The following is a 12,330-nucleotide window of genomic DNA, read 5'->3' as shown; positions in this document are numbered from 1 at the left end:
AAAGGGCTTGTGAATGACGACGATCGCGTTCCTGGGGCTGGGCAACATGGGTGGTCCGATGGCGGCCAACTTGGTCGCGGCCGGCCACACGGTCCGCGGGTTCGATCCCGTGCCCGCACTGAAATCGGCCGCGGCCGAGCGGGGCGTGTCGGTGATCGACAGCGGCGCTGAGGCGGTCACCGATGCCGAGGTCGTGATCACCTCGCTGCCCAACGGCGACATCGTGAAAGCGTGCTACGCCGAGGTTCTACCCGCCGCCAAGTCCGGCGCACTGTTCATCGACACCTCGACGATCTCGGTCGACGATGCGCGGTTCATTCACCGGCAGGCGCTCGAGCGTGGCTTCGCGCAACTCGATGCCCCGGTGTCCGGCGGGGTGAAGGGCGCGACCGCAGGCACGCTCGCGTTCATGGTCGGCGGTGAGGATTCCGCCGTCGAGCGCGCCCGGCCCGTGCTGGAGCCTCTGGCGGGCAAGGTCATCCACTGCGGGCCGTCGGGCACCGGCCAAGCGGCCAAGCTGTGCAACAACATGGTGCTCGCGGTGCAGCAGATTGCGATCGGCGAGGCCTTCGTGCTGGCCGAGAAGCTCGGCCTGTCGGCGCAGTCACTGTTCGACGTGATCACCGGCGCCACCGGCAACTGCTGGTCGGTGCACACCAATTGCCCTGTCCCGGGACCGGTTCCGACGTCGCCGGCCAACAACGATTTCAAGCCAGGCTTCGCCACCGCGTTGATGAACAAGGACCTCGGGCTGGCTATGGCAGCCGTCGAGTCGACGGGTTCGAACGCGCCGCTGGGCAGCCACGCCGCCGAGATCTACAAGAAGTTCGCCGCCGACCATGCGGACAAGGACTTCAGCGCCGTGATCGAGCTGCTGCGCGGCAACTGATCACCGGTCGGCCCAGGCGCGCTCGCCGTACCGGTCGAGGTGGGCGACCTGCCCGACCGGCCTGCGGGTGGTGGGCCCGTACCGTCCACGCGGCCAGCCCATGGGCACGACGCACACCGGCGTCACCGTCAGGGGCAACCCCAGGGTGCGCCGGGCGGAGGTGACGCTCCACAGCGGCAGGGTGATCAGCGACGCGCCGAGCCCCATCGCCCGCGCGGCGAGCAGCAGGTTCTGCACGCTGGGATAGATCGATCCGAAGAACGACGACTCACCCACGAACGGTGACGGCATGTACGGCAACCGCATGCCGCCGCGTAGACACGGCACGACCAAAACCGGAATCTCGCTGAAGTGGTCCACCTGCCACTGCACGGCCCGCAGGATCTTCTGCATCGATTCGTCGCCTGCGGCGACGCGCCGGCCGATCCCGCCGTAGAGCGACCACGCCTGCCGATACCGCTTGCCGAGCTGATCCTTGACGGCCTGGTCCTTGACCACGATGAATTCCCAGTTCTGGCCGTTCGATCCGGTGGGCGCTCGGAGCGCCAATTCGATGCACTTCAGCACGACCGCGTCGTCGACGGGGTCGGGCAGGACGCGGCGCACGGCACGTTGGGTCATCATCGCCTCGACCAGCGGCATGTCGAGGCGGGCGAGGGCTTCTTCGGTGGTGGGGATCTCAGCCATGAGTCGAAACTACTCAGCGTTGAGTTCGGGCACCGAGAACGCCGCGGAACAGGGCTTGGCGAAGCGCGAGTTCCCGGGGGTCGCTGAAGAGATGAAAGCCCATCTTGTTCATCACGTAGCCGTAGCCGGTGCCGGTGTCCGGATCGGCGAAGCCGAACGACCCTCCCGCGCCAGGCCATCCGAAAGCCTTGTCCGACGAACCGAACACGAACGTCGACGTCGGCTTGCCGAAGCCCAGCGAGTACGACGTGTCGGTATGCATGATCCTGTCCCGCACACCCTTGCTCGGCGCCGCGGCGGGCGCCTCCAAAGCGTCACGCACTGCGCGCGTAAGACCCAGCTCGGGAGCGCCGGTGGCCGCGGCGCCGTACAGTTTGGCGACGGCCCGTGCTGTGGTCGTGCCGTTGACTGCGGGCATCTCGACGACGCGGCACTCGTCGCGGTTGAGCGCCTCGGCCTCGACCACCCCCTGGGCCAGCACGAAGGCCCGCGCTACGAGGCTGGCCTTGTTCATCATCGCCAGCGCGAACATCGGCGGCATCGTGTTCATGTGGAACAACAGATCCAACCGGGACAGCGCCTTGAGGCGGGCGATGCGCTCGCGGTCCACGGATGCAGGGACCCCGATGAACAGATCGAGGTCGAGCGGCGCGGCGATCTCGTCGGCGAGAAACCGGCCCACTGTCCGCCGCTGCGGATCGACCTGGCGGATCAACGCGGACTCGTACCACCCGAGGGTCACAGCGTGATACCCGTGGCGGGCGCCGGGCGGCCATGCGGGAGCCAGCTTCGCGATTCGCGCCGTCATGACCTCTGGGTCGTTGATCTCCGAAAGCGTGAGCGGAGGATCGATGGCGACCAGACCGGCCTGGTGGCTCAGCAACTGGCGAACGGTGATGTCGGCCTTGCCCGCCTGGGCGAAGTCAGGCCAGTACTCGGCGACCTTCGTGTCGTAGTCGAGGAGACCGCGCGAGGCAGCGACCGCCACCGCAAGGGAGGCAACACCTTTCGTCGTCGAGAAGACGTTGACGAGCGTATCGCCCCGCCACGGCGACTGCGTGGACGCATCGCGGTAGCCGCCCCATAGGTCCACCACCTTGCGACCGTCGCGGTACGCCGCCACCGCAGCACCGATTTCACGTCCGCTGCTCAGGTTGCGGCGGAATGCGTCGGCGACCTTTCCGTAGCCCTCGTCGACGTCACCGCCGATCAGGTCGGGCGAGATTCTGGTCTTCTGAGCCATCGCGCGATGGTAGAGCGACCGCGCCGAGCGGAGCGGCCTTTCGGCGAATGCTGCGGCTAGGCGGCCGTCTGCTTGCGGCCGCGCGACCAGTTGGCGTGCAGGCGCTGGCAATCGGCGAACCGCAACGGATCGGCGCCGGCGAAGTCCGGCCGCACCGCGACCGCAGCCGGGATCTCGGGCGTGCCTTCCCCCGTGATCACCAGGGTCGGCATCCCGGCGGCGTTCGCGGCCCGCAGTCCCGACGCCGAGCCGGTGATCGCGAACGCCTCGTTAGCGGAGAGGCCGAGCTCCCACAGCGCGTGCCGGTGCGCCTCCGCATCGGGCACCGGTTTCACGACGTCCTCGGCGGCGACCACGACCTCGACGAGGCCCTCGCCGACCAGCTGGCGCACCAGCGGCTCGGCCCAGCCGCGCTGGCCGTTCACCACCACGGCCACCTGCGCACCGCCGCCGACGGCGTCCATCACGAAGTCGACGAGGCCGGCGCGCGGGGCCAGGTCCCGCTCGAGGATCAGCTCGTCGAACAGCATGGACTTGGTGTTGTAGATCTCGTCAGCCAGCAGCTTGGTCAGCACATCGGCCTCAGTGGCCACGCAGCGCTTGCGCAGTTCGGCCGCGACCCGTTGCCGCTCGTCGGTCAGCGCGAGCAGCTGCCGGTAGCGCGGCACCGACCACTGGAAACCCAGCCCGTGCGCCTCGAAGGCGGCGTTGTAGGCGACCCGGTGGCCGTCGATCTCGATGTCGGTCAACGCATCGAGGTCGAACACCAGACCACACACCGCACTGCGCGAACCGGGAGGCGCGCAGTCCCACCAGAACCGGCCCGCCCGCCACGTCGTCTCCTGCGTTGTCGGCATAGGTCAAGAGTGGCCGCCATCACACGCGTGGGCCTCCCCCAATCGGGGGATCATCGGTGCGGATTCCTTCCGCCACGCACCGACAACCTGCTTCACCTGGGAAATGACGCCTCTAAGGTGGGGGCATGCCGAGCAGCCCACCGGTGCGTCTTGTGCTGGTCGACGACCACGAGATGGTCATCGAGGGCCTCAAGGCCATGCTGGCGGCGTTCTCCGACCGGGTGCAGGTCGTCGGGCAAGCCGTGGGTGCCGAACGCGCGGTGGCGGTGATCGACGATCTCGACCCCGACATCGTCCTGTGCGACGTGCGGATGCAGGGGGCGAGCGGGCTGGACCTGTGCGCCGAACTGCGCCAGCGCAACGCCGGGCGCAAAATTGTCATGCTCTCTGTCTACGACGACGAGCAGTACCTGTTCCAGGCACTCCGGGTGGGGGCGTCTGGTTATCTACTCAAGAGCATCAGCAGCGACGAGCTGGTCCGCCAGCTCGAGTTCGTGCACCGCGGCGAAACCGCGATTGACCCGGGCATGGCGGCCCGAGCCGTCGACACCGCGGCTCGGCTGCAACGCGACGAGTTCTGGCCGGGTGCGCGCCAGGGCCTGACCCAGCGCGAAAGCGAGATCCTCTCGCTCGTCGTCAACGGGCTGTCGAACCGGGCGATCGCGGCCAAACTCGTGATCGGCGATGAGACGGTCAAGACGCACCTCAGCTCGATCTACCGCAAGCTGGGCGTCAACGACCGTACGGGCGCCGTCGCGACCGCTCTTCGCGAAGGAATCTTCAAGTGAGCACGGCACCGGGCTCGTCGGACGCGGTGCGCGATCTCAGCCAGTACGCGCTGGCCGCCGACCGCGAGCTGGCGCTGCTGCGCGAGCTGATCCAGGCGGCATCGAAGGGGCCGGGTGTCGAACCGCTGGCCGCGGCGGCCGCGCGGATGATCACCGCGGCGACGGCCAGCGATGTGTGCTTCGTCCACGTGCTCGACGACAGCGACCGCTCACTCACGCTGGCGGGTGCCACCCCGCCCTTCGACGCCGAGATCGGCAAGATCAGACTGCCGCTGGGACAAGGCATCTCGGGCTGGGTGGCGAGCCACCGCGAACCCGTGGTGATCACGCAGGACAAGGAGTCCGACCCGCGCTATATGCCGTTCCAGTCGCTGCGGGGTTCGGATTTCACGTCGATGGTGTCGGTGCCGATGGAGACCGACCCCGGCGGCCTGGTCGGCGTGCTCAACGTGCACACCGTCGAGCGCCGCGAGTTCACCGACCGCGACGTCGAACTGCTCGTGGTGATCGGCAGGCTCATCGCGGGCGCCATGCACCAGGCTCGGCTGCACCGGCAGCTGGTGGCCCGCGAACGCGCGCACGAGAACTTCGTCGAGCAGGTGATCGAGGCTCAGGAGCTCGAAAGGCGCCGTCTCGCGGGCGATATCCACGACGGCATCTCACAGCGGTTGGTGACGCTGTCCTACCGGCTGGACGCCGCGACCCGCTCCGACGACCCCGCGATCGTCGCCGAACAACTCGGCAAGGCGCGCGAACTCGTCGACCTGACGCTTCAGGAGGCGCGGGCGGCGATCAGCGGGTTGCGCCCGCCGGTCCTCGACGACCTCGGACTGGCCGGCGGTCTGGCCAGCCTCGCCCGGTCGATACCGCAGATCGGTATCGACGTAGACCTCGCCGAGCGGCGGCTGCCCGACCACATCGAGCTCGCCCTGTACCGGATCGCCCAGGAGTGCCTGCAGAACGTGGTCAAACACGCCAGAGCGACGTCGGCGCGCCTGATGTTCACCGTCGATTCCGGCGACAGTGGCGATGTCGCACGTCTCGAGATCGTCGACGACGGAATCGGTTTCGACACCTTCGAGCATCCGCTGGGCGGCGACGACATGGGCGGCTACGGCCTGCTGTCGATGGCCGAGCGCGCCGAGATCGTCGGCGGCCGGCTCAACATCCGGTCGCGCCCGGGCGCGGGCACCGCGGTGACGGCGACCATCCCGCTGCCGTCGGTGCCGGACTAGGGCCGATCACTCCAAGCTGCAGTCCTTCGCCCGATGCTCCTCGATTGTGGCGATCACGTCCTCGGACATTTCGCGAAGCGCCGCCAGCCGTTTCGGGCCGAGCACGTCGATGAACAACTCCCGTACCCGCGCCGCGTTGGCGGGTGCCGACGCCTTGATCGCGTCGCGCCCGGTCTCGGTCAGCACGATGTCCGGATAGCGGGCCCCTGAGTCTTCGCGGCGGATCATCCCGCGTTTCTCCATCCGGCGCAGGTGATGCGACAACCGGGTCTTCTCCCAATGGGTCGCCCTGCCCAGTTCATACGCTCGCATCCGGCCCTTCGGCGCCTCGGACAGGTTGACCAGGATCTCGAAATCGGAGTCCGACAACCCGAAATCCCGCTGCAGGTGGGCCACCAGGTGACGCTCAAGCCCGTGCCGCATCGCCACGAACGCACGCCAGGCGTCCAGTTCTTCCTGTGACAGCCGCCCTTCACCAGCCATGTTTCCGATGCTACCCGATTGGGTTGACATATCAACCTGACGGACTACCCTGAGTTGGGTTGACGTATCAACCTAAAAGGAGATGACCATGTCGCAGCAAGTGATCACCGTGGTGGGGGCCACCGGCAAGCAGGGCGGCGGGCTGGCCCGAGCGATCCTCGCCGATCGGGACCGGCAGTTCCGGGCGCGCGCGATAACGCGCAACCCGCGGTCGCCACAGGCCAAACAACTGGCCGACGCCGGCGCGGAAGTGGTCGAGGCCGACCTCTACGACTCCGCCAGCCTGGAGCGCGCATTCGACGGCGCCTCGGCGGCGTTCGTCGTCACGAACTACTGGGCGGACCGGACGGCGCAGGAGGAGGCTGCACGCAGCCGCGCGGAATCCGAACTGCACCAGGCTGAAACGGCGGCTCGCGCGGCGAAGTCCGCGGGCGTGGCACACGTCGTCTGGTCGACGCTCGAGGACACCCGTGACCACTTCGGTGACGACGACCGGGTGCCCACCGTCGAGGGACGCTACAAGGTGCCGCACTTCGACGCCAAGGCCGAGGCGGACGGCTTCTTCACCGAACTCGGTGTGCCGACGACGTTTCTTCGCACCGCCGGGTTCTACGAGGGGTTCACCGCGGACCTGCAACCGATGCGCGCCGACAGCGGCGAACTCGTGCTCACGTTGCCGATGGCGGACCGGCCGATGGCCGCGATCGCCGTGGAGGACATCGGCCGCACCGCGCTGGGCATCTTCAAGCGCGGGGCGGAATTCATCGGCGAGACGGTGAGCATCGCGGGTGACCAGTTGACCGGCGAGCAGTTCGCCGCGGAACTGTCGACGCTGCACGGCGAACCGGTGCTCTATCGTCCTCAGTCCTGGGACGAGTTGCGCGCGCTGGGCTTTCCCGGTGCGGTCGAGATAGCCAACATGTTCCAGTACTACGCCGAGAATTCCGAACGGTTCATCGCGGTGCGTGATCTGGAGTTCGTGCGGACGCTCAATCCCGATCTGCAGTCGTTCCGCGAATGGGTGGCGCGCCAGAAAGCGTGACCGCGTGACCTGAGACCGCGAGCAGACGCAAAGCTGCCCGAAAACGCGCTGAAGGTGGGCAAGTTTGCGTCTGCCCGGGCGGGGACGGGTTAGACCTAGAAGTCCCCGGAATTGCGGCGCAGCGTCTGGATCGAGTCGGCCAGCGCCCGCGATTCGGCGGCCGACATGCCGATGTCGGCGAACACTTCGTTGTTCAACGTCACCGTGGCGTCCTCGACCGTCGACCGGCCGAGGCCGGTGATCTGCACCAGCGTGGTCCGGCCGTCGGTGGGATGGGGAATCCGCTCGACCAGACCGTCGGCCTCGAGCCGTCGGATGGCGTGCGTGACGCTGGTGACGTGGACCTGTAGCCGGTCGGACGCCTTGGTGATCGGCAGTGCGCCGTTACGGGTGAACGCCAGCAACCTCAGCAGCTCGAAGCGCGAGAAGCTCAGGTCGTAGGGGCGCAGTGCGCTCTCCACGCGGGCCAGCAGGATCTGGTGGGCCCGCATCACCGACGTCACCGCGACCATGCCGTCGGCGACATCCCCCCAGCCGGAGCGCTCCCAATTGGCGCGGGCGAGCGCGATCGGGTCACGGTCGTCCTTCGGCGGTCGTGACGGTTCAGGGGCCACGCCTCTTCATACCGCATCGCTCGACGCGGTCCGCAGATTTCAGCGCAGCGCTTCAGCCATCGCCGCGACCACGGCGCGCGTCGACCGGCGATCGCCCACGGTGATGCGCACACCGCCGTCGGCGTACTGCCGGACGCGCACCCCCATCGACGCGAATGCCGCTCTCCAATCTCGGCCGCGGTCCGGCACGTACACGAAGTTGGCGTTGCTCTCGGTGCTGTACACGCCCATCGACCGCAGCCGCATGCGCAGGTAGCGACGCTCGCTGGTGATCATCCGGATGCGTTGGTACAGCTCGGCTTCCGCGTCGAAGGACGCCGCCACGGCGACGAACGCCGTGATCGCCACGCCGAACGGCAACTGCATGGTCCACAGCCGTCGGGCGAGCCGAGGTGAGCAGAAGCCGTAACCGATGCGCAGTCCGGCCAACCCGTACGCCTTCGAGAACGTCCGTAGCACTACGACATTGGGGTAGCGGGCGACGAGATCCACGGCGTCTATCCGGCACTCCGGCGCCAAGAACTCGACGTAAGCCTCGTCGAGGAGCACCACGGTATCCGGCGACACCCCCCGAAGGAACCGCTCGAGGTCGGCGGCGGGTTCGATGGTCCCCGTCGGATTGTGCGGACGGCACACCACCACGACGCCGGCATCGGCAGCGGCCGACGCCATCGCGTCGAGATCGTGGTGACCGTGCGCGTCCAGCGGGACGGTGACGGATCGGAGCCGGGCCATCTGCGCGAAAATCGGATATCCGTCGAATGTCGGCGAGGCCATCACCATGGTGTCACCGGGGCTCGTCACCGCATGCAGCACCTGCATGATCACACCGGTCGCACCGGCCCCGATGACGACCTGCTCGTCGCACAGACCCATCCGATCGGCGATCAACGAACGCAGCCGCTCGGGTAGGTACTCCGGATATCGGTTGGCCGCCTCGATCGAGGCCGTCAACGCCGATCGCACGGAGGGCAGCGGCGGAAAGGGATTCTCGTTGAGCGACAACGCCGTTGGGTCAAGGGCGGTGGGTAGCGCGCCGACGACATGCGAACCGCTGTGCCTGGGGGACGCCATCAGCCGCGGCCGCCCCACCGCACAGCGGCCGCGCCTGCGAAGTCACCGGCATGAGCGAACGCGGCCATCAGGACGACTCCACCCGACTCGAGCTTGCCGCTGCCGATCGCGCGATCCAGATTGACCGGAATGCCCGCGCCGAACAGGTTGCCGCACTCGTCGAATGTGTCGACGTGATGGTCGGCGGGAAGTTCGAGCGCCTCACGCCAGTTGCGCAAAAACACGCGATTCGGCTGATTGGTGACGAGCACATCGAGGTCGGGTGGCTTGATCCCGATGCGGTCGCACACGGCGTACGACACCTCGGGAACCTGGCGGTTACCCCGCGCGAGCACCTTGGTGATCTTGCTCTCGGTGAAGCCGATGTAGCCCTCCCCGGGGCCGGGCTGCCACCATTTTCGCGGCGGATCGGAGGTGACCGTCATATCGCCGGCGAACTCTCCGTACGTGCGGCATTCGACATCGAGTATCGGCGACTGTTCAGACACGGTGACGAGGCCGACGGCCGCACCGTCGCCGGGCACCGCGGCCTGCGCCTTGCGCCGGACCCCCGGCTGGTCGAACGCCTGCCCGGCGGCGTTCTGCGCGACGGCGATCAGCGCCGTGCGGCCGGCGCCGGACGACAACAGTTGTCGGGCCACCTGAAGGCCGAGCACGAACGCCGCGCAGCCGCCGTTGTGCAGATCGAGCACCCAGGACGGTTTCATGCCGAGACGGTGCGCCATGGCACCGCCGCCTCCGTAGAACGGCACATCGGGCATCTGGGTGTGGGTGATCAACACGTCCGCGCCCGCGACCGCATCCTGGCCGTGACGTTCGATCAAGCCCGCGGCCGCACGCTCGACCATGTCCACGGCCGTCTCGTCGGGGGCGACGTGGTGACGGAATCGCGGTGCGCGGAACATCAGGTTGTCCCGCAGGTCGTCGGATTCGGCGAACTGCGCATAGTATTCGGCACCGATCGGTTCGCCGGGCAGATACGTCGAGACGTCGAGAAGGCTGACGGTCATCGGTTCACCTCATCCATTCGGGTGTCACGGGAAGGCCGTTGCGGTGCCGGTACTCGGCGATCGCCTTGAGATTGCGCAACTCGAGCAGATGGCCGGGCCCGAACATGTCCCAGAAGTCACCGACCCAGACCGGCCGCTCGGACGGGGCCGTTTCCGGGTAGGGGTTTCGGTCGTAGAACGGGTGATGACAGTTCGTCCACAGCACCACCGATCCTGGCTTGTCGAGAACGACCCGTGCGTCGACGACGCGCATCAGGTAGATCATCCACAGATGCCTGCCCTGATCCCAGGCGCAGTGGTAATCCACCGTCATGGCGGCTTCGTTCGCCACCGTGCGGGTGAAAATCTGTGTCTGCGAACCCAACCGGTCGTAGGCCACCCACAGTCCAGGTTCTTCGGTGGGGGCGAAGCCGCGCAGGCTGTATGTCCATTCCTCGAGACACCGGGTGTCGGACAGGTATGCGAACAACTCGTCGGGCGGACAGTCGATGTAGTCGTTGACGGTGCAGTACTCGCCGTAGACGTAGTCGTGCGGATAGACCGAACGCATCATCTCCATGATGATCGGCGTCGCCTTCTCACGCGGCGACGTTTCGACGCGTATCAGACCGTCCAGTGGCTCGGCGGTACCCCGGTGGGCCGTGATGTCGTCAAGGGCGGGTAGCGACATGGCTTGAGATCTCCTCTGCAGCAGGCGGTTCGGTGGTGGCCTGGTCGAGAAACGCGGCGAACGGCGGAACCTCGTCGGCGGAACATTCGATGCTGACGACGGCGGGGCCGTCGGTCTGTAGCGCTGCGCTGAGCGCGTCTGGAAGCGACGCGATGTCATCGACGTCGACGCTCGGGAGTCCCGGGAACATCGCACCGAGCCCGGCGCCCAGCCGACTCGGCCCGAACCGGTTGTAGCTGTAGCGATCTCCATAGAAGCGCTGCTCGCGGGTGACGCACATCGCGTGCGCATGGTTGTCGAACAGGCAGAACGTCACGGGCAGGTGGTACTCGCGTGCGGTGTGGATCTCCATGCCGTGCATGAGGAAGCTGCCGTCGCCGGCGATCACCAGCGTGCGTCCGCCCCTACCGAACGCCATTCCGATCCCGGCGCCGAAGCTGTATCCCATCCCGCCCATGCCGAGCGCGACGACGAAGCGACCGTCGCGGCGCGCCGCCAGGTGGTGGATCGCCGCTGCCCCGATGTTGCCTGCGTCGACGACGATGTCCACGCCGTCGGGCAGCGCCGCGTCGAGCGCGATCATCGCGTCGCGGTAGCGGATGCCCGGCCCGCGGTGCGTAGGCGGCCGCAGCTCGGACCGCGTCACCGTGTCGGGCACCCGCACGTGTGTAGGACGGCCCGCACCCGACAGCGCTTCGGTGAGCGTCGTCAGCGAGCCACGAAGATCGTCGGTGTGCACATGCGTGCACGCGAGATATGGTGGCGCGGAACCGATCGAGTACACCGGCACCGAAGCCAGTGCGTCGTCGAGGCCCGCGCGGGCCGTCACCGTCATCCTGGTGCCGATCACCAGGCACACCGCGCTGCCGGCGAGTGCCGAGACGATGTGCGGACGCCCCATCACACCGATCACGCCCAGCGCCGACGACGAACCCATCCCCGGTGTGCCCGCCGCATCCTTCGCGTCGGGCACGGTGGCGATCCGGGCGCGAAGAACCGCCCGCAGCGCCTCGAGTTCTGCACGTGCATCGTCTCGGGCGACCTGTTCACCCGCGATGATCGTGACCGGCCCCGCGGCCCGGCGCAGCGCCCGCGCGATCACCCGCGGATCGCCCGAGCGCACATCCGCCTGCTCACCGACCACCACGCCGCCGTTGGCCGGCACCTTGCCTTGCTGAATATCTTTGGGCAGCAGGAGGACCGACGGCCCCCGCCGTGTCCGTGCGGCCTCGATCGCGGCGGGCAGCGCACACACGATGTCGGCGGGCGCAGTCACCCGACGGCAATGCACGGACACCGCCGAGAACAGCGCGTGCGCGTCGAGTGCCCCGTTGCGGCCACTGGTGTCCTGAAACGCGCCTCGCCCGTCGAGCGCGGTCGGTGACTGCCCTATCAGGGCCAGCACGGGAACTCGGCTCGCGAGGGCCTCGCCCAGTGCGGGAACGGTGTTCAGCGCGCCGCCACCCGACGTCGCGGCCACCACGCCGATGCCGCAGCCGCTACGGCTGTAGCCGTCGGCCATGGTGGCGGCGGAGAATTCGTGTTTGGCGAGCACGGCGTCGATGCCGGAACGGAAGAACGCCGCATCGTAGAGATCCTCGATGTTGGCACCGTCGACACCAAAGATGTGGCGCACTCCGATCGCCGCGAGGTACTCGACGATGTGGTCGACGACCCGATGGCCCATTGCTCACCTGCTTCCGGACTTCACGAGTGACACGGTGCGCGGGCCGGTGGA

13 protein-coding genes are annotated in these 12,330 nt (G+C 67.9%); 4 read left to right on the top strand and 9 right to left on the bottom strand.

Annotated features, from left to right (window positions below; all coding sequences use genetic code 11):
- The first annotated feature begins 13 nt into the window (after nucleotides 1-13).
- Nucleotides 14-889 carry a 3-hydroxyisobutyrate dehydrogenase gene (gene mmsB / locus A5650_RS25170; protein ID WP_067298483.1) on the top strand — a complete coding sequence of 292 codons (876 nt, stop codon included), beginning with the start codon at nucleotides 14-16 and terminating at the stop codon, nucleotides 887-889.
- Here mmsB and A5650_RS25165 read toward each other — a convergent pair whose 3' ends face one another.
- From A5650_RS25165 to A5650_RS25155, 3 genes are read right to left on the bottom strand one after another with little or no spacing between them, the layout of a single operon-like run.
- Entirely contained in the window at nucleotides 890-1,576 is a 687-nt protein-coding gene (locus tag A5650_RS25165; RefSeq protein WP_067298482.1) for a nitroreductase family protein, read from the bottom strand.
- Nucleotides 1,577-1,589: 13 nt separating this feature from the next.
- Nucleotides 1,590-2,819, bottom strand: a complete 1,230-nt coding sequence (locus A5650_RS25160) for a serine hydrolase domain-containing protein (protein WP_067298481.1) — start codon at nucleotides 2,817-2,819, stop codon at nucleotides 1,590-1,592.
- Between the two features lie 56 nt (nucleotides 2,820-2,875).
- Nucleotides 2,876-3,676, bottom strand: coding sequence for an HAD family hydrolase (locus tag A5650_RS25155; RefSeq protein WP_067298480.1), 801 nt, complete (start codon nucleotides 3,674-3,676; stop codon nucleotides 2,876-2,878).
- Between the two features lie 125 nt (nucleotides 3,677-3,801).
- Here A5650_RS25155 and A5650_RS25150 point away from each other — a divergent pair, with 125 nt between their 5' ends.
- Together A5650_RS25150 and A5650_RS25145 are read left to right on the top strand one after the other, a co-directional pair.
- The gene (locus A5650_RS25150; RefSeq protein WP_067298479.1) at nucleotides 3,802-4,464 is read left to right on the top strand and encodes a response regulator; all 663 of its coding nucleotides are present in this window, start codon (nucleotides 3,802-3,804) and stop codon (nucleotides 4,462-4,464) included.
- Nucleotides 4,461-5,699: a GAF domain-containing sensor histidine kinase gene (locus A5650_RS25145; RefSeq protein ID WP_067298478.1), complete on the top strand. Its 1,239-nt coding sequence runs from the start codon at nucleotides 4,461-4,463 to the stop codon at nucleotides 5,697-5,699. The genes A5650_RS25150 and A5650_RS25145 overlap by 4 nt, the downstream gene beginning before the upstream one ends.
- 6 nt (nucleotides 5,700-5,705) lie before the next feature.
- Here A5650_RS25145 and A5650_RS25140 read toward each other — a convergent pair whose 3' ends face one another.
- The gene (locus tag A5650_RS25140; RefSeq protein ID WP_067298477.1) at nucleotides 5,706-6,182 is read right to left on the bottom strand and encodes a MarR family winged helix-turn-helix transcriptional regulator; all 477 of its coding nucleotides are present in this window, start codon (nucleotides 6,180-6,182) and stop codon (nucleotides 5,706-5,708) included.
- An 88-nt stretch (nucleotides 6,183-6,270) separates the two neighbouring features.
- On the opposite strand from A5650_RS25140, the gene A5650_RS25135 reads away from it, so the two are divergent.
- Nucleotides 6,271-7,224 (top strand): NmrA/HSCARG family protein, encoded by a 954-nt coding sequence (locus A5650_RS25135; protein ID WP_231992802.1) that lies wholly within the window; start codon nucleotides 6,271-6,273, stop codon nucleotides 7,222-7,224.
- 95 nt (nucleotides 7,225-7,319) lie between these two features.
- Here the strand turns inward: A5650_RS25135 and A5650_RS25130 are convergent, their stop codons facing one another.
- From A5650_RS25130 to A5650_RS25110, 5 genes are read right to left on the bottom strand one after another with little or no spacing between them, the layout of a single operon-like run.
- Nucleotides 7,320-7,838: a MarR family winged helix-turn-helix transcriptional regulator gene (locus A5650_RS25130; protein WP_067298475.1), complete on the bottom strand. Its 519-nt coding sequence runs from the start codon at nucleotides 7,836-7,838 to the stop codon at nucleotides 7,320-7,322.
- 39 nt (nucleotides 7,839-7,877) lie between these two features.
- Nucleotides 7,878-8,912 (bottom strand): pyridoxal phosphate-dependent aminotransferase, encoded by a 1,035-nt coding sequence (locus A5650_RS25125; protein WP_067298536.1) that lies wholly within the window; start codon nucleotides 8,910-8,912, stop codon nucleotides 7,878-7,880.
- The gene (locus tag A5650_RS25120; RefSeq protein ID WP_067298474.1) at nucleotides 8,912-9,922 is read right to left on the bottom strand and encodes a 3-oxoacyl-ACP synthase III family protein; all 1,011 of its coding nucleotides are present in this window, start codon (nucleotides 9,920-9,922) and stop codon (nucleotides 8,912-8,914) included. Before A5650_RS25120 ends, A5650_RS25125 begins: the two co-directional genes overlap by 1 nt.
- A gap of 4 nt (nucleotides 9,923-9,926) precedes the next feature.
- A complete protein-coding gene (locus tag A5650_RS25115; protein WP_067298473.1) occupies nucleotides 9,927-10,592 on the bottom strand; it encodes a hypothetical protein in 666 nt (221 codons plus the stop codon).
- Nucleotides 10,573-12,279, bottom strand: a complete 1,707-nt coding sequence (locus A5650_RS25110) for a thiamine pyrophosphate-binding protein (RefSeq protein ID WP_067298472.1) — start codon at nucleotides 12,277-12,279, stop codon at nucleotides 10,573-10,575. Before A5650_RS25110 ends, A5650_RS25115 begins: the two co-directional genes overlap by 20 nt.
- Nucleotides 12,280-12,330 lie beyond the last annotated feature (51 nt).

The organism is Mycobacterium sp. 1164985.4, from assembly GCF_001668575.1.
In the GTDB taxonomy this organism is placed as follows: Bacteria; Actinomycetota; Actinomycetes; order Mycobacteriales; family Mycobacteriaceae; genus Mycobacterium.
This window is presented reverse-complemented; position numbering and strand designations above follow the sequence as displayed.

Bases quoted from the DNA above. Each gene is read 5' to 3' on its own strand.
- mmsB (WP_067298483.1), top strand. From the start codon at position 14: ATGACGACGATCGCGTTCCTGGGGCTGGGCAACATGGGTGGTCCGATG.
- A5650_RS25165 (WP_067298482.1), bottom strand. From the start codon at position 1,576: ATGGCTGAGATCCCCACCACCGAAGAAGCCCTCGCCCGCCTCGACATG.
- A5650_RS25160 (WP_067298481.1), bottom strand. From the start codon at position 2,819: ATGGCTCAGAAGACCAGAATCTCGCCCGACCTGATCGGCGGTGACGTC.
- A5650_RS25155 (WP_067298480.1), bottom strand. From the start codon at position 3,676: ATGCCGACAACGCAGGAGACGACGTGGCGGGCGGGCCGGTTCTGGTGG.
- A5650_RS25150 (WP_067298479.1), top strand. From the start codon at position 3,802: ATGCCGAGCAGCCCACCGGTGCGTCTTGTGCTGGTCGACGACCACGAG.
- A5650_RS25140 (WP_067298477.1), bottom strand. From the start codon at position 6,182: ATGGCTGGTGAAGGGCGGCTGTCACAGGAAGAACTGGACGCCTGGCGT.
- A5650_RS25135 (WP_231992802.1), top strand. From the start codon at position 6,271: ATGTCGCAGCAAGTGATCACCGTGGTGGGGGCCACCGGCAAGCAGGGC.
- A5650_RS25125 (WP_067298536.1), bottom strand. From the start codon at position 8,912: ATGGCGTCCCCCAGGCACAGCGGTTCGCATGTCGTCGGCGCGCTACCC.
- A5650_RS25120 (WP_067298474.1), bottom strand. From the start codon at position 9,922: ATGACCGTCAGCCTTCTCGACGTCTCGACGTATCTGCCCGGCGAACCG.
- A5650_RS25115 (WP_067298473.1), bottom strand. From the start codon at position 10,592: ATGTCGCTACCCGCCCTTGACGACATCACGGCCCACCGGGGTACCGCC.
- A5650_RS25110 (WP_067298472.1), bottom strand. From the start codon at position 12,279: ATGGGCCATCGGGTCGTCGACCACATCGTCGAGTACCTCGCGGCGATC.